This is a genomic window from Streptomyces sp. NPDC052107, assembly GCF_040680215.1.
Taxonomy (GTDB): domain Bacteria; phylum Actinomycetota; class Actinomycetes; order Streptomycetales; family Streptomycetaceae; genus Streptomyces.
In genome coordinates this window covers 1-19,732 of record NZ_JBFAWG010000098.1, presented here as the reverse complement: position 1 = coordinate 19,732, position 19,732 = coordinate 1, and the positions used below count along the sequence as shown (strand labels likewise).

Annotated in this window: 11 protein-coding genes and 7 pseudogenes; 12 read left to right on the top strand and 6 right to left on the bottom strand. The window is 68.1% G+C overall.

The annotated features are described in order from the left end of the window. Window positions 1-136: 136 nt before the first annotated feature. The 3 genes and pseudogenes from AB0M27_RS40995 to AB0M27_RS40985 all read left to right on the top strand — a co-directional run bounded on the left by AB0M27_RS40995 (window position 137) and on the right by AB0M27_RS40985 (window position 2,153). Entirely contained in the window at window positions 137-541 is a 405-nt protein-coding gene (locus tag AB0M27_RS40995) for a nuclear transport factor 2 family protein (protein ID WP_365730115.1), read from the top strand. 192 nt (window positions 542-733) lie between these two features. Beyond that, window positions 734-919: pseudogene (locus tag AB0M27_RS40990) on the top strand (aldo/keto reductase); the annotation flags it as partial. Between the two features lie 5 nt (window positions 920-924). Then, a pseudogene (locus AB0M27_RS40985) lies at window positions 925-2,153 on the top strand (aldehyde dehydrogenase family protein). Here the strand turns inward: AB0M27_RS40985 and AB0M27_RS40980 are convergent. Continuing rightward, entirely contained in the window at window positions 2,130-3,131 is a 1,002-nt protein-coding gene (locus tag AB0M27_RS40980) for a LacI family DNA-binding transcriptional regulator (RefSeq protein WP_365730113.1), read from the bottom strand. The pseudogene AB0M27_RS40985 and the gene AB0M27_RS40980 overlap by 24 nt on opposite strands. A gap of 334 nt (window positions 3,132-3,465) precedes the next feature. Here AB0M27_RS40980 and AB0M27_RS40975 point away from each other — a divergent pair, with 334 nt between their 5' ends. Genes AB0M27_RS40975 through AB0M27_RS40955 form a run of 5 tightly spaced genes read left to right on the top strand, consistent with a single transcriptional unit; the run spans window position 3,466 to window position 12,416 of the window. Further along, a complete protein-coding gene (locus tag AB0M27_RS40975) occupies window positions 3,466-4,800 on the top strand; it encodes an ABC transporter substrate-binding protein (protein ID WP_365730111.1) in 1,335 nt (444 codons plus the stop codon). A 7-nt stretch (window positions 4,801-4,807) separates the two neighbouring features. Next, window positions 4,808-5,758, top strand: a complete 951-nt coding sequence (locus tag AB0M27_RS40970) for a sugar ABC transporter permease (RefSeq protein WP_365730109.1) — start codon at window positions 4,808-4,810, stop codon at window positions 5,756-5,758. A gap of 53 nt (window positions 5,759-5,811) precedes the next feature. Beyond that, a complete protein-coding gene (locus AB0M27_RS40965) occupies window positions 5,812-6,618 on the top strand; it encodes a carbohydrate ABC transporter permease (protein ID WP_365730116.1) in 807 nt (268 codons plus the stop codon). 33 nt (window positions 6,619-6,651) lie between these two features. Next, window positions 6,652-9,381 (top strand): alpha-mannosidase, encoded by a 2,730-nt coding sequence (locus tag AB0M27_RS40960; protein WP_365730106.1) that lies wholly within the window; start codon window positions 6,652-6,654, stop codon window positions 9,379-9,381. Between the two features lie 56 nt (window positions 9,382-9,437). Further along, entirely contained in the window at window positions 9,438-12,416 is a 2,979-nt protein-coding gene (locus AB0M27_RS40955) for a glycoside hydrolase family 2 TIM barrel-domain containing protein (RefSeq protein WP_365730104.1), read from the top strand. A gap of 96 nt (window positions 12,417-12,512) precedes the next feature. Here the strand turns inward: AB0M27_RS40955 and AB0M27_RS40950 are convergent. Both AB0M27_RS40950 and AB0M27_RS40945 read right to left on the bottom strand, forming a co-directional pair. After that, window positions 12,513-12,776, bottom strand: a pseudogene (locus AB0M27_RS40950) (IS200/IS605 family accessory protein TnpB-related protein); the annotation flags it as partial. A gap of 269 nt (window positions 12,777-13,045) precedes the next feature. Continuing rightward, entirely contained in the window at window positions 13,046-14,485 is a 1,440-nt protein-coding gene (locus AB0M27_RS40945; RefSeq protein ID WP_365730102.1) for an acetamidase/formamidase family protein, read from the bottom strand. 460 nt (window positions 14,486-14,945) lie between these two features. On the opposite strand from AB0M27_RS40945, the pseudogene AB0M27_RS40940 reads away from it, so the two are divergent. Then, a pseudogene (locus AB0M27_RS40940) lies at window positions 14,946-15,227 on the top strand (helix-turn-helix transcriptional regulator); the annotation flags it as partial. Window positions 15,228-15,419: 192 nt separating this feature from the next. Here the strand turns inward: AB0M27_RS40940 and AB0M27_RS40935 are convergent. Next, entirely contained in the window at window positions 15,420-15,590 is a 171-nt protein-coding gene (locus AB0M27_RS40935; RefSeq protein WP_365730100.1) for a hypothetical protein, read from the bottom strand. A gap of 268 nt (window positions 15,591-15,858) precedes the next feature. Next, the gene (locus tag AB0M27_RS40930; RefSeq protein ID WP_365730098.1) at window positions 15,859-16,149 is read right to left on the bottom strand and encodes a hypothetical protein; all 291 of its coding nucleotides are present in this window, start codon (window positions 16,147-16,149) and stop codon (window positions 15,859-15,861) included. 521 nt (window positions 16,150-16,670) lie between these two features. Here AB0M27_RS40930 and AB0M27_RS40925 point away from each other — a divergent pair. Beyond that, on the top strand, window positions 16,671-16,940 hold the full coding sequence (locus AB0M27_RS40925) for a type II toxin-antitoxin system Phd/YefM family antitoxin (protein ID WP_365730096.1): 270 nt from the start codon (window positions 16,671-16,673) through the stop codon (window positions 16,938-16,940). 46 nt (window positions 16,941-16,986) lie between these two features. Then, window positions 16,987-17,191, top strand: a pseudogene (locus AB0M27_RS40920) (type II toxin-antitoxin system RelE/ParE family toxin). A 112-nt stretch (window positions 17,192-17,303) separates the two neighbouring features. On the opposite strand, the pseudogene AB0M27_RS40915 reads toward AB0M27_RS40920, so the two are convergent. Beyond that, a pseudogene (locus AB0M27_RS40915) lies at window positions 17,304-18,959 on the bottom strand (IS1182 family transposase). Window positions 18,960-19,196: 237 nt separating this feature from the next. Here AB0M27_RS40915 and AB0M27_RS40910 point away from each other — a divergent pair. Next, window positions 19,197-19,732: pseudogene (locus AB0M27_RS40910) on the top strand (hypothetical protein); the annotation flags it as partial.

The following is a 19,732-nucleotide window of genomic DNA, read 5'->3' as shown; positions in this document are numbered from 1 at the left end:
GAAAGCGGGCGACCAGGACATCCAAAACCGTTCGGGATGCCCGCAGTGACCAGGTATGGGTCCAAGACTCACTACTGCTCACTGATTAGGAACGGATCTCGACGCACGAGAGCCTTCGCCTCAAAGGAGAAACGCCATGTCCGCAGCCACATCACTGACCGAGCAGAACCGCGCGATCGTCGAAGGCATGTTCGCAGCGGCGAACCGCGGCGACGTCGAGGGAGTCTTCTCCTTTCTGTCCGAGGACGTCGCGGTCATCGAGCCGGTGTTCCTGCCCTTCGGGAAGGCCTACCACGGCAAGCACGAATTCCTCGGCCTCGCCCAGGTTTTGCCGAACTACATCGAGGTCTCCTCGATCACGGTGCACTACACCATCGCCGACGGCGACCGCGTCGCGGCGTGCGTCGGTATCAAGGACGTCACGACCGGAGAGCTGACCCACTTCATCGAACAATTCACCATCAAGGACGGCAACATCGTCGAGAATCGGGTGTTCTACCACAACGTCGGCTCCATGCTCGACAAGCCCAGGGTCGTGTAGTGCGCACTCGAACTCGCCGATCGCCCTGCAAGGTTGCTCACCCAGTAGAGGAACTCGCGGACCGCCGCCTGGCCCGGCTCACGTCCCGGAAGGGGGCTCTGTGCGTATCCCCGGATACCGCAAACGCCGGCCCTCGCCCCTTACCTCTGACGCACCGTCCTTCGACACTCCCGACGAGAAACGAGTTCTCCGATGCAGCACGTCATGCTGGGGAGCCTGCGGGTTTCCCGGATCGGCCTGGGTGCCATGACCATGGCCGGCACCTACACCTCCGGCGGCGGCCTGGACGACGCCGAATCCATCCATCGCGCGCTCGGCGTCCGCGTCAACCGCATCGACACTGCCGAGCCCTACGGCCCCTTCCACAGCGAGGAGATCGGTGCATGAGCGAGCAGCGAGCTGTCCAGCACTGGATCGACGGCGCCGAGGCCGCCGGCGAAGGGTGCGAGCGCATCGAGGTAGTGAACCCGGCCACCGCCACCGTGATCGCCGACGTGCCGGCGGGTACGGCGGCTGACGTCGACCGGGCCGTCGCGGCCGCGCAGGGCGCGTTCCCGGAGTGGTCGGCGGTGCCGGTCAGTGAGCGGGCCGCCGCGATCGCCCGGATCGCCGACGGCATCAAGGGCGCCATCGACGACTTCGCCGCCACCGTCACCTCCGAGATGGGCTCGCCGATCTCGTACGCCAAGGTAGTGCAGGCCGGGCTGCCCTACCAGGTGGCGAGCAGCTTTGCGGCGGTGGCCGACTCCTTCGACTGGGAGGAGGAACTGGGCAACACGCTGCTCGTGCACGAGCCGATCGGCGTCGTCGGCGCGATCACGCCGTGGAACGCCCCCCCGTACCAGACCGTCTCGAAGGTCGCGCCGGCGTTGCTCGCCGGTTGCACGGTGTGCTCAAGCCCAGCGTGGTCACCCCGCTCACCGCCGCCCTGTTCGCCGAGGTGACCGCGGCCGCGGGGATCCCGGCGGGCGTCGTCAACGTCGTGTACGGCGCCGGGCCGGTGATCGGCGAAGCGATCTCCGGCCACCAGGGCATCGACATGGTGTCGTTCACCGGATCCACCGGCGCCGGCAAGAGGGTGTCGATCGGTGCGGCCGGCACCGTGAAGCGGGTGGCCCTGGAACTGGGTGGCAAGTCGGCCAACGTCATCCTCGACGACGCCGACCTGCAGAACGCCGTCAACCTCGGCCTCGAGTACGCCTGGATGAACAGCGGCCAGACCTGCGCCGCGTGGACGCGGATGCTGGTGCCCGCGAGCCGGCACGACGAGATCGTCGAGCTCGCGGTGGCCGCCGCCGGTTCCTACGGCGTGGGCGACCCGACCGACCCGGCCACCCGGATCGGTCCGATGTCCTCGGCCGCCCAGCAGGGCCGAGTGTCCGGCTACATCGAGCGCGGCATCGCCGACGGGGCCACGGTCGCGTTCGGCGGCTCCGGCCCGGTCGAGGGCCTCGAACGCGGCGCCTACGTCCGCCCGACGATCTTCGCCAACGTCGCGCCGGACGCCGTCATCGCCCAGGAGGAGATCTTCGGCCCGGTGCTCTCGGTGATCCCCTACGCCGACGAGGACGAGGCCGTCGTATTGCATCTAGGCGGACCCGCGCAGCCGTAGTTCCGCGCGTGCCACGAGGTCGTCGGGGCCGAGCGGGGTGCCGCCGGTCAATAGTCGGGCGGCCTGGTCGACGGCGAGTGCCCCGAGCCTGCGTGTGTCGAGAGCCACGCTGGAAAGTGGGGGCTCGACCAGCGTGCCGAGCCTCACTCCGTCGAAGCCGATCACGGCCAGGTCGCGCGGGACCTGGCGTCCCATCCGGCGTGCACCGCGCAGCGCGCCGATGGCGATGATGTCGTTGAAGGCGAAGACAGCGGTCACATCGGGGTGTGTGGTGAGCAGGCTTTCCAGTGCGCTTTCGCCGCCTTCCACGCTCTGATCCGCACGGCACACCGGTCCTTCGGCGAGTCCGTGGGCGGCCAGCCCATCGGCGAACCAGGCGTGCCGCACGCTCGGCTCGGCCCGGGCAGCGTGGTCGAGCATGCCGATACGCCGATGCCCGGTCCCGACGAGGTGCGCGATGGCTGCCCTGACTCCGTCCCTGCCGTCGATCCGGATGGAGCTGAACCGTTCGGCATGCTCACCACGGTCGATGAGGACCACCGGCAACCCCCGGGTCAGCTGTTCGATCTCGGCTTCGGGCCGACTGAAGTAGCCGACGACCGCGTCCACTTGCGAGGCGATCACCTGGAGTGTGCCGAGTTCCTCCTGTGCGCTGTCCGCAGTGTCGTAGACGAGGACGTGCCAGCCGCGGGCCCGCGCCGCTTCCAGCGCCGCCGCGGCGACCTCGGTGAAGAACGGGTTGAGCAGGTCGGGGATCACGAGACCGACGCTGATCGTGTCCTGGCGCACCAGCCCCCTGGCGAACCGGCTCGGGCGGTATCCCAGCGTCAGCGCGGCGTCGAGCACACGCTGCTTGGTGGAGTCCTCGATCTCCCCCTTGTCGTTCAGCGCGCGTGACACGGTCTGCCGGGACACTCCGGCAGCGCGGGCGACATCATGGATCGTCACCCTGCGGGACTCGGTCCCGGACGGCACCATCGCTCACCTCCACACATCAGACACCACCGGTGCGTCACAGCGGTCCGGGTATGCCTCGGCGCTGCCACGAACCCTGTGCGACCCGGAAGTCTTGACACTCGAACGCACCGGAGCGCACACTTCCGAACGTTTCGCACCGTCCGTGAGCGTTCCCGTGAACGTTCACGGGAACGCTCACGGACGGAAAATACATGAGCTTGCCCATTCCCGCCACGGTGCTCGGCGACCGAACGGACACCGTTGCGCCTGTCCACTTCCACCACGGCATCCCGTCTGAGTGAGTCAACGTCGACCCGTCTAGCGCCGTCGCTAGTCGTTCTCGGGAACGGAAAACATGAGCAGCACAGTCACGCGCACCCGCCTCGCCGTCGCGGCCGCCACAGCAAGCATCGTCGTACTCGCCGGGTGCTCCTCGTCCGGTTCGTCGGACAAGGCGGCCGCATCTTCCTGCGAGCCCGCGAAGGGCAAGGTCACCCTCCAGTACTGGAACACCGTTCCGGGCATGGACAAGGTCGTCGCCCTGTGGAACAAGCAGCACCCGGACATCCAGGTCGAGACGAAGAACATCTCCAACGACCAGTACGGCACCCTCGGCAACGCCCTCAAGGCGGGCAAGGCGCCGGACCTCGCTCAGGTCGGCTACGACGAACTGCCCAACCTGCGCACCCAGAACGCCTTCGTGGACGCCTCGGCCTGCAAAGCGGCCACCGCCGCCAGGTCGAAGTTCGTCCCGTGGACCTGGTCGCAGACCAGCTTCGGCGGCACCGGAGTGTTCGCCATCCCGCAGGACACCGGCCCGATGGCCCTCTTCGTGCGCAGCGACATCTTCAAGAAGTACCACGTTGCCATCCCCACGACCTGGGACGAGTACGCGGCGGCCGCACAGAACCTGCACAAGGCGGATCCCGGCCTCACCATCACGTTCTTCGACCCGAACAACGCCGAGTGGTTCAACGGGCTTCTCTGGCAGAACGACGCCAAGATGTACGGCTACTCCGCCGACAAGTGGCAGGTGACCGTCGAGTCGGACCAGAGCAGACAGGTCGCCGAATACTGGCAGAAGCTGATCTCCGGCAAGCTCGTGCGCACTGACCTCGCCAATGGGTCGACTCAGATGTACGCCGCGTATCAGAAGGACCAGATCGCCAGCTACGTCGGTGCCGCCTGGGGCTACAGCATGTTCCGCGACAACCTGCCCAAGCAGGCCGGCAAGTGGACGATCGTCCCCATGCCCACCTGGGGCTCGAACGGCGCGTCCGGTGACTGGGGCGGGTCGACCGTCGCCTTCATGAAGGGCAGCAAGCACCTGTACGAGTCGGTGGAGTTCAACACCTGGCTGAACACCAACCCGGACGCCCTGGCGATGGAGAACAAACTCGGCGGCCTCTACCCGGCGGCCAACGCCGGCCTGGAGCTTCCCGCGCTGAAGATGGGTGTGCCCTACTACAACAACGAGAAGATCTTCGACACCTTCGCCGACTCGTCCAAGAAGATCGACACCAGCTTCACCTGGGGCCCCACGCAGAAGACGGTGAACCTGGCACTCCAGGACGCGATGGCCAAGGCGACGGCCGGCGACGGCACGCTCACCGACGCGCTCACGGCCGCCCAGTCCGCGGCACTGAAGTCGATGAAGGACCAGGCGATCCCGGCGACGGCGGGCAAGTGACCGCGGTATGACCGACCTCGCAACCCGTCCGGCCGGGGTGGTGACCACGCCCGGGGGCCGCCGCCGTCGCCTCAGCCGCAGCGGCCCTCGCGTGGGCACCGTCGCCGCGTTCCTGACCCCGTTCTTCCTGCCGTTCCTTCTGTTCTATCTGGTTCCGGTCGGCTACGCGCTCTGGCAGAGCTTCCGGGTCGTGCGCCGGTCCGCAGGGCAGTACGGGACGTCGTACACGGCCTTCGGCGGTTTCGAGCAGTACGTGCGGGTGTTCCAGAACACCGAGTTCTGGTCCAGCATCGGCCGCATCGGGCTGTTCGGCATCGTGCAGGTGCCGGTCATGCTGTTCGTCGCCCTGGTCATCGCGCTGCTGCTGGACACCCCGCTGCTGAGGCTCAAGGGGTTCTTCCGCATCACCGCGTTCATGCCGTACGCGGTGCCCGGTGTGATCGCCGCGATCATGTGGTCGTACCTCTACTCGCCCCAACTCAGTCCGATCGTCGATCTGTTGAACGGTATCGGCCTCAAGCCCGACTTCCTCGGCCCTGGTGCCGTGCTGTGGTCGGCGGCGAACGTCTCCACCTGGCTGTGGACCGGCTACAACATGCTGATCATGTTCTCGGCGCTGCAGTCGATCCCGCAGGATCTCTACGAAGCCGCGAAGATCGACGGCGCGAGCAACTGGACGATCGCCTGGCGGGTCAAGGTCCCGATCATCGCCCCGTCGATCGTCCTGACGACGGTGTTCTCGATCATCGGCACGCTCCAGCTGTATGCCGAACCGGCCGTGCTGCGTCAGATCTCCTCGAACATCTCCAGCACGTTCACCCCGAACATGCTCGCCTACACGGTGGCGTCTGGGAACAACTACCAGCAGGCCGCGGCCATTTCCGTGGTCATCGCCGTCATCACCTTCGTGTTGAGCTTCGGGTTCATGCGACTGACCTCGAAGAAGGCGGGACTGTGAGCAACAGCGTCCCCTCCGTGATCCGCGAAAGCCGCGTCAGCCGTACGGCCGCCATGGCCCTGATGCTCCTGCTGACCGTCTACTTCCTGCTGCCGGTCTACTTCCTGATCGTCGCGGCGACCAAGCCGCAGGGCGACCTGGCCTCCACCAACGGGCTGGTGTTCTCGCACTTCAACCTGTTCGAGAACCTCCGTGTCCTGTTCACCCGCAGCGATGGCGTCTTCGGCCGCTGGGCCCTCAACACCGTCCTCTACGCCGTGCTGGGCGCGGCTGTCGGGACCCTGATCTCCGCGCTATGCGGCTACGCCCTCGCCAAGTTCCGGTTCCGCGGCCGGGAGTTCCTGTTCTCCGTCATCCTCGGTGGCGTCCTCGTGCCCACCACGGCGCTCGCCCTGCCGTTGTTCCTGTTGTTCTCGGCGACCGGGCTCGTCAACACCTACCTCGCGGTCTTCCTGCCCAGCATCGTCAGCCCGTTCGGTGTCTACCTCGCGCGGATCTTCGCGAACGCGGCTGTTCCGCAGGAGCTGATCGAGTCGGCGCGGCTGGACGGCGCGGGCGAGTTCCGTACGTTCTTCTCGGTGGCGTTCCGGCTGATGACACCGGCCCTGGTGACCATCTTCCTGTTCCAGTTCGTAGCCATCTGGAACAACTTCTTCCTGCCCATGGTGATGCTCCAGAAGGAGTCGCTGTTCCCGATCACGCTAGGCCTGTACGAGTGGAACGGCCAGACCGCCCGGGCCCCGCTGCTCCAGCAGTCCGTGATCACCGGTTCGCTGGTGTCGATCGTGCCCGTGATCGTCGTGTTCGCGCTCCTCCAGCGGTTCTGGCGGACCGGGCTTGCCGCCGGCTCCCTCAAGTGACGCCCACCCCACGCGCAGAAGGTGACTGCCGCCATGCCCGAATCCGCCGTTTTCGTGCCCCACTTCCACTGGGACCGCGAGTGGTACGAGCCCTTCCAGGTGTTCCGGCACCGACTCGTCACCGCCCTCGACACGGTGCTGGAGACGGCCGAGGCGGACCCGGACTTCCGGTTCACCGTCGACGGCCAGATGGCTGCGGTCGAGGACTACCTGCAGATGCGCCCGGAGCACCGCGATCGAGTCGCGGCCCTCGTCCGGGAGGGCCGGCTGGCCGTCGGCCCGTGGCTGATCCTGCTCGACGAGTTCCTCTGCTCCGGCGAGACCATCGTCCGGAACCTGCAGATGGGGTGGGCGGCCGCGGAGAGCCTCGGCGGCGCGATGCCCATCGGCTATCTCCCAGACATGTTCGGCCACATCGCGCAGATGCCGCAGATCCTGGCGCGCGCCGGCATCGAGCACGCGGCACTGTGGCGCGGTGTGCCCGGGGCCGTCGACGGCCACGCCTTCCGCTGGCGCGCTCCCGACGGCTCCGAGGTGCGCACCGAGTTCCTCTTCGACGGCTACGACAACGGGCTCGACGTCCTCCTGGTACCCGACCGGATCGGCCCGGCGCTCGGCGAGTACGCGGAGATGACGGCCCAGCGGTGGGGTGCCGACCCCGTGCTGGCGATGGCCGGCACCGACCACAACGCGCCCGACCCGCAGCTCGCGACCTGGCTGCGGCGCGCGTCCAACCGGGAGCGCGTCATCACCATCGCCACGCTCGACGAATACGTCCGCAAGCATGTGCGCGACGAGGTGGTCACCGTCGTCACCGGTGAACTGCGCAGTCATGTGCGCGGCAACATCCTCCCGGGCGTGCTGTCCGTACGGCTCGGGCTCAAGCAGCGGATGGCTCTCGCCGAGCGCACGATCGACCACGCCGAGCGGGCGAACGCCCTGTGGTCCCCGCGGGACGACTCGCCGTTCCTCTCGCTCGCCTGGCACAAGATCATCGAATCGACCGCACACGACTCGGTCGTCGGCTCCGGCACCGACGAGACCTGCGCCCAGGTCGAGGCACGGCTCGCCGAAGCCGCGCAGACCGCACGCGCCGTCCGGGACGCGGCCCTCGCCGAGCCCGCCGCCCTCGTGCCGAGCGACGGCCACCTGGTCGCCAATCCGCTGCCGTTCCCCCGCATGGCGTTGGCCGAGGTGGAGATCGCGGCCCCATCCGAGGCGACCACACTGGTCACCATCACCGCGGACGGCTCCGAACATCCCGTACAACTGATCTCCGAGGCCCCGACCGTGCTCGGCGACGAGCGCATGGATGCCTCGCAACTCGAACGCGTGCTGCGTCGTATCCATCGCCGCGAGCTCTTCGGCCGCCTGATCGACCGCTACGAACTCACTCCGGGTTCGCTCGTCTTCCACCTCGCCGAGGTGCCGACCGGCGGACCGTTCGACCTGTTGATCCTGCGCCGCGAGGTCGCCGCCGCTGCCGCCGCGCATCCGGGTGAGTGGCGGGTGCTGACGCTGGCGGAGGCCCGCGCCACCGCGCTGGTGCCCGTGCGCCTTCCCGCCTGCGGGCTGGCGAGCTTCCGGGTCACGCCGATCGACCGGCCCGCCACCCCCGCGATGCCCCTCGCTCCCTCGACGGCGACGGCCCGCACGCTCTCGAACGGGCTGGTAGAGGTCGCGGTCACCACCGACGGCACCCTGGACGTGACCGGCGCCGACGGCACCGTGCTGCACGGAGTCGGCCGGCTCGTCGACGGCGGTGACCGCGGCGACAGCTACAACTACGCCCCACCGGCTCACGATGTGCTCGTGTCGGAGCCGATGGAGGTCCGCGTCGAACTCCTGGAGAGCGGCCCACTGCGGTCGCGACTGCGGGTCACCCGCGTCTACGAGTGGCCCTCCGCGCTCTCCTCCGACCGCGACGTGCGCGGCGGCCGGACCGTGCCGACGCCGGTGGAGACACTCGTGGAAGTCCGCGTGGGCGAGCCGTTCGTCCGTGTCTCCACGTCGTTCCTGAACCAGTCCGCCGACCACCGGCTGCGCTTTCATGTGCCGCTGCCCGAGCCCGTGGACACGTCCGCGTCCGCCGGGCAGTTCGCCGTCACCGAGCGCGGGCTCACCGCGGAGGGCGGCTGGGGCGAATACCCCCTTCCGACCTTTCCAGCGAGTTCGCTCGTGTCGGCCGGCGCCGCAAACGTCCTGCTCGACCACTCCAGTGAGTACGAACTCATCGACGACGGCTCCGAACTCGCCATCACCCTGCTGCGCGCGATCGGCTCGATCAGCGTCAACATCCATCCCCTGCGTGACGAACCCGCGGCGAGCGAGATCCCAGCGCCGGGCGCACAGGAGCTGGGCATGCGCATCGAGAACCGTTTCGCGGTCCTGCCGTCGGCAACCGGCTGGCAGGGTGCGAACGCGGTCGCCCGCGCGGAGGAGTTCCGCAACAACGTACTCGTCACCCGTGGAACCGCGACCGCCGAAGGCCCCCTGCCCCCAGACAGGATCGGTGTGCGGGTCGAGGGCAAGGACGTCTTCGTCTCGAGCGTCCGTCGCGTCACCGACGCCGATCGCGGAGCCGGTACGGAGATCCGGCTGGTCGCGATGAGCACCACGCAGTCGCACGCCCGCGTGACCGGCCCGTTCACCCAAGCCACGACGGTCGACCTGCTTGGTCGGCCCCTCTCCGAGACTTCCGTGCGGGACGGGCTCGAACTCGCCCTCGGTCCTTGGGAGATCCGCACCATCGTGGTCCGCTGACCGGTCCCCGGGCGCTCAACCGTCCCCCACTCGCCACCGAAAAGAGTCGTGACCTCTTGCCGTCCACACTTTCCGCTCGTGTTTCGGACATCGCACCAGGACGTGGCGCACTGCGTCCCGCGCGCTCGTGGCTGCACTCCGACGCCCCCTGTCGGTCACTGAACGGGCCGTGGCGATTCCGTCTGTCGCCCACGGCGTCGGCGGCGGAGGATTTCGCGGCCGAAGGCTTCGACGACCACAGCTGGGACAGCATCCAGGTCCCCTCCCACTGGGTGCTCCAGGGCGACGGAGCCTACGGGCGGCCCATCTACACGAACATCCAGTTCCCCTTCCCCATCGACCCACCCCACGTGCCGGACGAGAACCCCACCGGCGACTACCGCCGGCACTTCGACATACCAGCCGACTGGTCGGACGCCGAGCGCATCGTGCTCCGGTTCGACGGAGTCGAGTCGCTCTTCAGGGTGTGGGTGAACGGCGTGGAGGTCGGAAGCGCCAGTGGCAGCCGGCTCGCCCACGAGTACGACGTCACCTCATCGGTGCGCCCCGGCGACAACGTCGTCGCCGTGCGGGTGCACCAATGGTCGGCGTCCAGTTACGTCGAGGACCAGGACCAGTGGTGGCTGCCGGGCATTTTCCGGGACGTCACCGTGATCGCCCGGCCGGCCGGAGGCATCGAGGACGTCTGGCTGCGCACCGGCTTCGACGACAGGCACGGTCACATCGACCCGGAGGTCACCGCCGACGCGGCGGCGTTCCCGGTCGCCCTGCGCATCCCTGAACTCGGTATCGAGCAGGTCTGGGCCACGCCCGCCGATGTGGCCCCCCTCGACGTCGCCGGCGTGGAGCCATGGTCGGCCGAACAGCCTCGCCTCTACGACGCCACCGTGTCGACGACCGCAGAGACCATCGCCCTGCGTGTGGGTTTCCGCACAGTCGAAATCCGCGGCGACCAGTTCCTGGTCAACGGCCGTCGCGTCGTGTTCCACGGGATGAACCGCCATGAGGCCCACCCCGAGCGCGGGCGCGTCTTCGACGAGGAGCACGCCCGCGAAGACCTGGCCCGCATGAAGCGGTTCAACGTGAACGCCATCCGCACCAGCCACTACCCGCCGCATCCACGGCTGCTCGACCTCGCCGACGAACTCGGTTTCTGGGTCGTCCTCGAATGCGATCTGGAGACGCATGGCTTCGACAAGGTCGACTGGGCCGGCAATCCCTCCGACGATCCGGCATGGCGCGGGGCGCTTGTCGACCGCATCCAGCGCACCGTCGAACGGGACAAGAACCATCCCAGCATCGTGATCTGGTCGCTCGGCAACGAAGCAGGCACCGGCAGCAACCTCGCCGCCATGTCGGCGTGGGTCCACGCCCGCGACACCGAACGCCCCGTGCACTACGAAGGTGACCACACCGGCGAGTACACCGACATCTACTCGCGCATGTACGCAACAGTGCCGCAGATCGAGCAGATCGGCGCCGACAACGCACGCTCGACGCTCATGAACTGCACTCCCGCCCAAAGCGCCCGGCAACGCACCAAGCCGTTCTTGCTGTGCGAGTACGCGCACGCGATGGGCAACGGGCCGGGAGCGCTCGACCAGTACCAGGCGCTGGTCCACGCGTACCCGCGCGCGCACGGCGGTTTCGTCTGGGAGTGGCGCGATCACGGCCTCCTGGCAACGGCCCCGGACGGGACGCCGTACTACGCCTACGGCGGTGACTTCGGAGAGGTGGTACACGACGGCAACTTCGTCATGGACGGAATGCTGCTGAGCAACGACGTGCCGACGCCCAGCCTCCACGAGTTCAAGGCAGTCGTACAACCGATCCGCTTCGACTTCGACGGTGACAAGCTCGCACTCACGAACCTACGTCACTCCGCCGACACCTCCGACCTGCGCTTCCGCTGGCGCGTCGAGCACGACGGTGTTCCCGTGGACCGTGGGGACCTGGAGGTCCCCGTCCTCGCACCGGGTGACTCGGAGCGCGTGCCGCTGCCACGTATCCGGGTGTCACCGGACGCTGAGACATGGCTCACGATCGACGCGGCACTGGCAGCCGGAACGGCCTGGGCGCCCGAGGGACATGTGGTCGCGACGGCCCAACTGGACAGCTCGTCACCTCGTACGGCTCCCGCTGTCCGGCCCCGGGCCGACTGGGAGCCGGGAGACGGAACCCTGACGCTGGGAATCGCCAAGTTCATCGGCGGTTCCCTCGTACGACTCGCCGGACGCGCCGTGACGGGCCCACGGCTGGAACTCTTCCGTGCGCCGACCGACAACGACGAAAGCGCCTCCGACGAGGTCGAGGACAGCGACGCCGACGTCGCCGGAGTCTCCAACGCCGACCTGTGGCGTCGCGACGGTCTCGACCGGCTGACCACGCGACGCGTGTGCGTGGAACAGGCCGCTCAGTCCCTGCGCACGATCGACAAGGTCTCCGCGGCGGGCTCCGCCTTGTCGGTGATGGTGGAGTCCGTCTGGTCCCTCGAGGACGATGAGCTGGAACTGCGTGTCGAGATCGAGCCTTCGAGCGGCTGGCGGACGGTGTGGCCACGGATCGGGATTCGGTTCGATCTTCCCGATGGCGCGGCTGCTGTCGACGGCGCCGAGTGGTTCGGCCTCGGGCCCTTCGAGTCCTACCCCGACAGTCTGTGTGCGGCGCGCACCGGCCGCTTCTCCGCCACCATCCGCGACCTCTCGGTCGACTACGCGCGCCCCCAGGAGACCGGTCACCGCTCCCAACTGCGCCGGCTGACGCTGCTGAGCGACGAGAGCGAGGTGCTCCACATCGTGGCACTCCAGGACACGTCCGGACGGCGTCCGGGCTTCACCCTCAGCCGTCACACCCCCCAGCAGATCGCCCGAGCCCAGCACCCCTTCGAGCTTCCCGTTTCGACGACGAGTCACCTGATCATCGATGCGGTCCAGCACGGACTTGGCTCGCGGGCCTGTGGACCGGACGTGCGGCCGGAGTTTGCGCTTCGCCCTGAATCCCGCACCATCAGACTTCGCGTCACAGCGGGCCACTGAACTTCGTTGGGTGGTTGCGGGGCCGACCGCTCAGCGCAGGCCGTCTCGGTTTCGTGGCTTTCCCTGCGTTGCCGGCTCGGCCCAGAGGTGGAGGCGGGCGAGCGTGACCGACCCGGCCCACCGCGAGGAGCACTCCTGCGTCAAAGCGCGCTTGCGCTGCGCCCACGCGTCCGTGTCGTGCTCGAGACCAGCAGCGCAGCGGACCCGCAGGTCCCGACCGGCCAGCGTGCCGAGATGCCCGCCGACCAGCCTGAGCACCTCCTCGTCGCCGGCCGTGAGGTGCTTGAGGCGGGTACGGACGGCGACGCCGGACGGGCCGAGGGCGACGAACGGCGCCGCCACCTCCCGCAGCGCACCCATGCCCCGCCCCTCCCTCTCCGGCACCGAAAAAGTCCTCACCACACCCAACGAGCCCCTCCCCCAAAGGTCACCCATTCGATCCACAAACTTCCGTTCCCCCGATGTCGTACGGAACCTGGCCAGCCACCGCACTCACTCATACACACCACAACACGCTCACACGCTTTCACCCGCCGACAGCTCCGAACCCCTGGCAGCGGCAGGCGAGTTACCCCGTCCACGCAGGCGTAGCGCGTGTAGGGAGGACTGCGGCCGCCGTTTCACCCCATTCACTTGCCCGCCCCGTCGCTGTGTCCGCTGCCGTGGTGCACGTGGCTGAAGTGGCTCTTGTCTATGATGCCGTGTACGCCGACGGTACGGTCAACGACCTGTGACACGTCGAAGTCGGCCGCCGCCGACAGGTACGCGTACGCCACCGCGCGGTCCATCCCGAGATCGTGCTGGAGGAAGTTGAGCGCGTTGACGACGGCGCGCCGCATGGCGATGTTCAGGTCGGTGATCTGCCCGTGCTGGGATCCGTCGGGGTCGGACAGGCCGACCGCCACCCACGCCTGGGGAGTCTCGGCGAACGGGTAGTAGAAGGCCACGGACGGTGCGTCGCCGGAGCCCTTCTTGCATACCGTCAGTCGGAACGTTGTGCGCAGCGACCCCTCCATCGCGGTGAGCGCCACCTCGCCGTTGCCCATGGCCATGTGCGAGTCGCCCGTGTAGAACAGCGCGCCTTCCGAGAACACCGGAACGTAGAAGGTTGCACCCTCGCCGAGCAGTCTGATGTCGATGTTGCCGGCCCCGAGGGTCGGTGGGATGGAGTTGAGCTGCGGCGCCGTGAGCGAGTCCGCCGAGGCAAAGGCGACGCCCATCATGCCCATGTGGGGGTGGAGCGGGAACGCTGCCTGGCCCGAGGTCCCCGCCGGCAGTACTCCGACGGGCCCACCGTCACGGCCTCGGCGGACCGGCGTGAACTCGAAGACGTCGCCGTAGTCCAACGGATTCCGCGTGGCACGGCCGTCGGTCGACACCGGCGGCATGACCTCGTTCAACGTGATGCCCGCCGGTGGTCCACCGCCGGGTCGACGGGCGAGGGCACCCAACCCGTGGCGGTTCGACACGACACCGTAGGGAACCCTGAGCAGCAGCGAGAGCACTTCGATCTTCAGCACGTCACCGGGCCTCGCGCCTTCGACATACACCGGCCCGGTCACCACGTGCGGCCCGTCGACGTCGAAGTTCCTGCGGGTCCTGGTGTAGTGGCGGGCAACCGCGATCGCGTCGCTGAGCACCTGGTCAGCGGGCACCCCGTGGGCGCCGAAGAAGGCTATCGGGTCGCGCCCCTGGTCCTCCAGGAGGCCCTCGTGCGAGATCGAATCGACGGTCACCGTTTCCCCCGACCGCATCCGCAGCACCGGCGCGGCGCCGAGCGCCGGGACGTAGCCCCAGCGGACCTGGTCGGGCAGGGAATGCAGGTAGTGCTGACCGTGGATGGGCCCCTTGCCGGGCTGCAGGATCTCGTTGGGGAGCGCGGACGCCTTGGCTATAGGGGGTACCTTGGCCGACCCGGGAACGAGGGCCGAGGCACGCCCCGGGGACAGCAGCGTCCCGGCGCTCCCCGCCGCGCTCGTCGCGGTGGCGACGCGGAGGAAACCGCGACGCCCGAAGCGGGAAGCGAGCAGTTCGCGGATGCTGCGCGGGTCCGTGGCAGAGGTGCTCATGAATACTCCGAGTGACCAAAGGGGCCGGAACCGGCCCTGCGGACGCGCTGCAGGAACGCGCCTGCAGCGCACAGAAAGGCATTCCTTACACGCACGGGCCACCGACGTGCTGCTCTGAGGCGGCGGACCCAGTGCCCATAATCGGGCAAATCCCTGATTATGGCATAAGTGAGTGTATATACGGTTCTGCGGTTCCGCAGAACCTGCCCGTCGATCCTTCTAGTTACGACATCGCTACTGCACTGACCAGCTGTGCTTGAGGTGTAGGGGTCTGATGCACGATCGGGTGACATCTGAACTGGCCTGCCCTGTCGGACGGGTGGAAAGGATGTCGTCGCGCCGAAGCCCGAAGGGTTGCGCGGGGGTGTCGTGCGGGTCGCCGGAACTGCGGATCGCAATCGTGATCTGGATCAGGCCGCGTGACCGAAGCTGTCTCCCAAGCCTGCATCAGACCCATGGGCTTGAACCATCCATCACCCGCAAGCTGATCAACCGGTACGTCACCCAGCCGCCCCCCGATACCGGCACGCAGCTGGAAGAGCTGACCAGTCGCGAACGCGAGGCCGTCGCCCTCGCCGCGCAATGCCTGTCCAACGATCGGATCGCCGGCCGCTTGGTGCTCAGCCCACTGACCGCCAAGACCCGCATGAACCGGGCCATGTCCAAGCTCCACGCCCGTGACCGCGCCCAACTCGTGGTCCTCGCCTATGAGTCCAGCCTGGTAGCCCCACCCAACCGCTGAACCGCCGGCCCACAGCCCGCCACTACCCCCCTACCCCCCTACCCCAGGCGAGCGCGGTGACCCGCTCGTTCGGCAGCAGCCCGTGCAGGTTCGCGATGCCGTCTGCACACGGCGGGTGCGCGTCGGGTGGGCCAAGAGGAACCGCTCGACGACCCCCGCTGCTCGCTGAGCCCGGCCGGGACGGCTGGGGACTCAGTCGAGGCTGCGAAGAATGTGCGGCTCTGATGGGTCGTCGCCGTAGCCGGCAAGGTGGATCGGTGTGGAGCGCGCCCACACGTCCAAGTTGCGCATGTCCCGTGGAGGAGCGGAGATCTTGTCGACTTGCGGGGGGAGCTGGTTCTGCTGGGTTTCCTTGTCTGTCACTTCGAGCTCCTTGTTACGGGTGGACCGGGTCGCCCGGCGCGGCCGCCAGCCCAGTGGTGGTGGAAAGGTCCGTTGGGGCGCGACGGGGCCAGGGGCGGGACGGGATGGCCGCCGTGGCGGCTGTCGTTTCCCGGATCCCGGCCCGGCCCCCGCGCTGGGGTGTTGCGCGGAGGGCGTCCCGGGGTGGGACGCTCTCCGCAGACAGCGCGGGTACAGGTGGACGTTGGTGTGGTCTTCGACGTCTCACGCCATGCCCGCCCTCGGTTGGTCAGCGGCCGTGGCGGAAGCCGCTGAAGTGGCCGTATCCGTAGCCGCCGTATCCGTAGCCGCCGTGACCGTAGCCGTAGCCGCCGTGACCGTGGCCGCCACCGCCGTGGCCGCCACCGCCGTACTGGTAGGCGGTGGGCACGACCGAGGTGGTGGTGACGTTGGATGACGCGGTGTGGGTGGCCGCCGCTGGGGTGGCCGCCTGGGCGGCTCCGGCGCCGGCCAGTGCCAGCAGGGGGACTGCAACCGCGGCAACGGCCAGCCGGCGAACCTGAGGGGTCTTGATGAACATGGTGGTTGTCCCTTCCGAAGATGGTGAGGGTGATCAGCGGGCCCGGACAGCGGGACCCTTGTCTGCCGGATCCTGCGCGAGGCCCGGGCACGGTGTGCGGGCAGGCAGGGCGGTCTCGTTACAGCGAGTCATGATCCGGCAGTCAGTGGCGCTCAAGCGTGCCGCCACCGACGAGGAGGCAGCCGGGGAGGGGAGGTGGACAACGAGGATCGAGCCCACGATGAGCACCTCCGCCATCCGGTTGAACGTTGAACCTGACTAATCCGACATTACGCCTAGATTGGAGCGAGTCAAGTAATAGGCGCGAGAAATATTTTTTGAATCAGTCCATGAAGTTCGAACGTTCAGTGCAGAGCTATGACCTGTGGAAACGTGCCCGTCGAAGATCCGGTCCAGCACCGATCCGGCACGGTGTCGGCTCATCCAGCACATCCAGCACACGCGACCTCGACGAGGGAAGCCCGTCCGCCCGCCGCGTCGGCGCGTTGTGTACACAGAGGACACTCGGTGCCCTTGGGCGCATGACGCAGTCGCTGCTCATAGAGTCCGTCCGCGAGGTGCGCGCGCACCTCGCCGAGGTCGTGGACCGTGCGGACCGTGACGATCTGCCCGCGGTGATCACCCGCCGAGGCAAGGAGGTCGCCGTCGTCGTCTCCACCGAGGTGCTGCGCAAGTACCAGGAGTGGGAAGAGCGCGAGATCAACCGGATCATCGACGAGCGCATGGCCAATCCGGCGCCCGGCATCCCGATCGAGGACATCATGAGGGAGACGCCGGCGCGCGGCGAGTGAGTACCGGACCGTCTTCCGCCCCGAGGCACAGGCCGAGCTTCGCAAGATCCCCCGCGACATGGCGCTGCGCATCCTGGCCAAGCTGACCGAGCTGGAGAGCAATCCCCTCGGATTCAACACCACCGCGCTCGTGTCGCAGCCAGAACGCCGTCGGCTACTGGCCGGCGACTACCGCGTCGTCTACACGATCGACAACGGTCGTGGTGTGGGTCGCGCACGTCGGACACTGCTCCACGGTTTACGACACCTGAGAGGGTGTTAAGTCCGTGGGCATGCCCAGGAGCTCGTGCAGTTCACCGGGTTCCTCCGAGGATGCCCTGGCCTGAAGGACTCCGTCGGGGAATGCGCAAACCGATGTGGGGGTCAGGCTGCCAGTCCGAGAGTGGCGAGGTGTGAGGTTCTCGTCTTACCCAGGGGTGTGCCGTTGAGCCAGGCGTCGAGGCGGATGAGGTTGATCGCTGTGGCGGCAAGGATGTTGCCCAGGTGGGTCTTGGGTAGTCCGGTGTAGCGGGTGCGGCGGATTCCGGTGCGTCGTACCGCTTGCGAGACCGTTCCTTCGACGCCAGCCCGGACGTCGTAGCGGGCCTTCCATTGCGTGGTCTGCTGCTCGGCTCGTCGTTGTTCCAGGACCTGCTGCTGCGCGCGGGGCAGAAGCGTCAACTGACGGCCCCACTTGCCGTTCGAGGCCGTGGTGCACCGGGATCACAGCGGGCACGGCTCGCAGTCCTGGGACGCGAAGCGCACGCGGGAGATCCAGGTGCCGCTGGCTTTGTGCTGGTCGGACCAGCTTGCGCTCACCGCTCCGTGCGGGCACGTGACCCTCCTCCTGTCCCAGTCGACGCTGAAGGCACTCTGGGCGAGGTGCTCACCGTCGTGGCGCTTATGGACCGTGTCCAGCCCCACGGGTCCCAGCAGATCGATCCGATGGTCGTCGCGAGCGGTGACGATGTGGGCGGCGGTGACGTAGCCCGTGTCCACGGCGTGCTCATCGGGCAGTAACTCCCGTGCAGCCATGCCATGGTGGACGGTATCGGTAACCTCGGTGTCGGCGACGGTCGCGTCCGTGGTGACAACATGGGTGATCACGTGCGGGGCGTCTGGCTCGCACGTCTCACTCAGGTGGGTCTTGTAGCCGCACCAGCCCGAGCCTCGCTTCACCCCGTAGCGGGCATCGAGGTCGTAGGGCGAGGACAGCCGGTGTCTGCCCGGCGGGAGGTCCTTCGCCTCCCGCCAGCGCACCTCCTCACCGTCGCGGTGGTACTGCTCCACCCAGGCCCGGCGCAGGACCTGGACAGCCGGGATCTCCCGCAGCCAGCCCGGCGCATCGGGCGCGAACGCGGCCTCCAGCAACGTGAAGCCGTCCCGGCCGACCCGCTCCGCCCACTCCTGGCGGACGTTCTCGCCCTTGGGGAACCGGTAGGAGTCGATCCGCGTCCCGTAACGCTCGACCCACTCGGCGGTCGCCACCCCGCCCAGCCACTGCGGAGCGGCCGCGGCCAGGGCCTCCAACGCCGCCCGCAGACTCTCGCCGACGAACTCCATCCGGTTCAACACCCGCACTGCGGCCAGGACATGGGTGGAATCCGTCCGCTGCCGCCCGCCCGCCCGCAGTAGCCCGAGTCCGGAAATCCGCGCCAGGACCAGGTCCAGGACCCTCTCCTCCAGGCCGTGCTCGATCAGCCGGGCCCGGAAGTCACCCAGGACGGAGAAGTCGAAGCCGGGGTCGTCCAACTCCAGGCCGAGGAGGAACTTCCAGTCCATCCGGGCCCGCACCTGGTCGGCGGCCTGCCGGTCGCTGAGCCCCTCCGCGTACTGCAGCACCGACACCAGCGCCAACGCTCCCGGGGAGATTGCCGGCCGGCCCCGCGCGGGAAATGCCTGGGCGAAGGACTCGTCCTCGAACAGCGGGCCGAGCGCCTCACGGATACGGATCGACAGCGTGCCTTTCGGGAACGAGGCCCGCACCACCCGCGCGGTCAGCTCCGGCACACCGACATCGCGCCGTGACTCCAGCGACATCCGACCCCCTTGATCGATGACAAGCCGATCCTGGCAGTCAGGACCATTCGCCATCACCGGTTTGCGGATTTCCCGACGGAGTCCTTCAGGCCGGGGAGGAATCGGACTCCTGCGGAGCAGGGCAGGGATAGCTGGATCGCCGTCAGGGCGATCCGGCGTCCACCCCGCACGGCGGTGATGTCGCCCACAATGATTGAGAACTCTCAACTGTCAGTCCTCTCGGGTAGGTTCGGATGTATGACGACAGAGGCAGCCACGAAGGGCACCGGGCATGCCCGGTACACCTTCCGTGTGCGCCTGTCGGCTACCGCGCGGCGCGCGCTTGAAGCGGAGTGGGCGCGCTGCCGGTGGATCTGGAATGAGTGCGTCGCGAAGTCCAGGCAGGTGCACGCGCAGAGCCGGGCGACCGGCGAGAAGTTGACCTGTGGTCCGGGGCAGTTGGACAAGATGCTGACCCAGGCACGCGGGGTGACGCCCTGGCTGGCTGAGGGCGCGTCGGCGCCGCGGCAGCAGGTGATACGCGACTTTGCCAAGTCCCGTGCCAAAGCGCTGAAGGACATCAAGGACCGGTTGCCGATGCACCGCCGGGCCCAATCGCGAGGCAGCGTGAGGACACCGGCCGCAGGTGGGCCAAGTCCGTGATGCGCGGCCATGACCGGGTCGCGGTGGAGGACTTTAGGCCGAAGTTCCTCGCGAAGACCGCCATGGCCCGCAAGGCGGCCGATGCCGCCATCGCCGCGACGAAGCGTGCCCTGTGCGAGATGGGCCGCAAG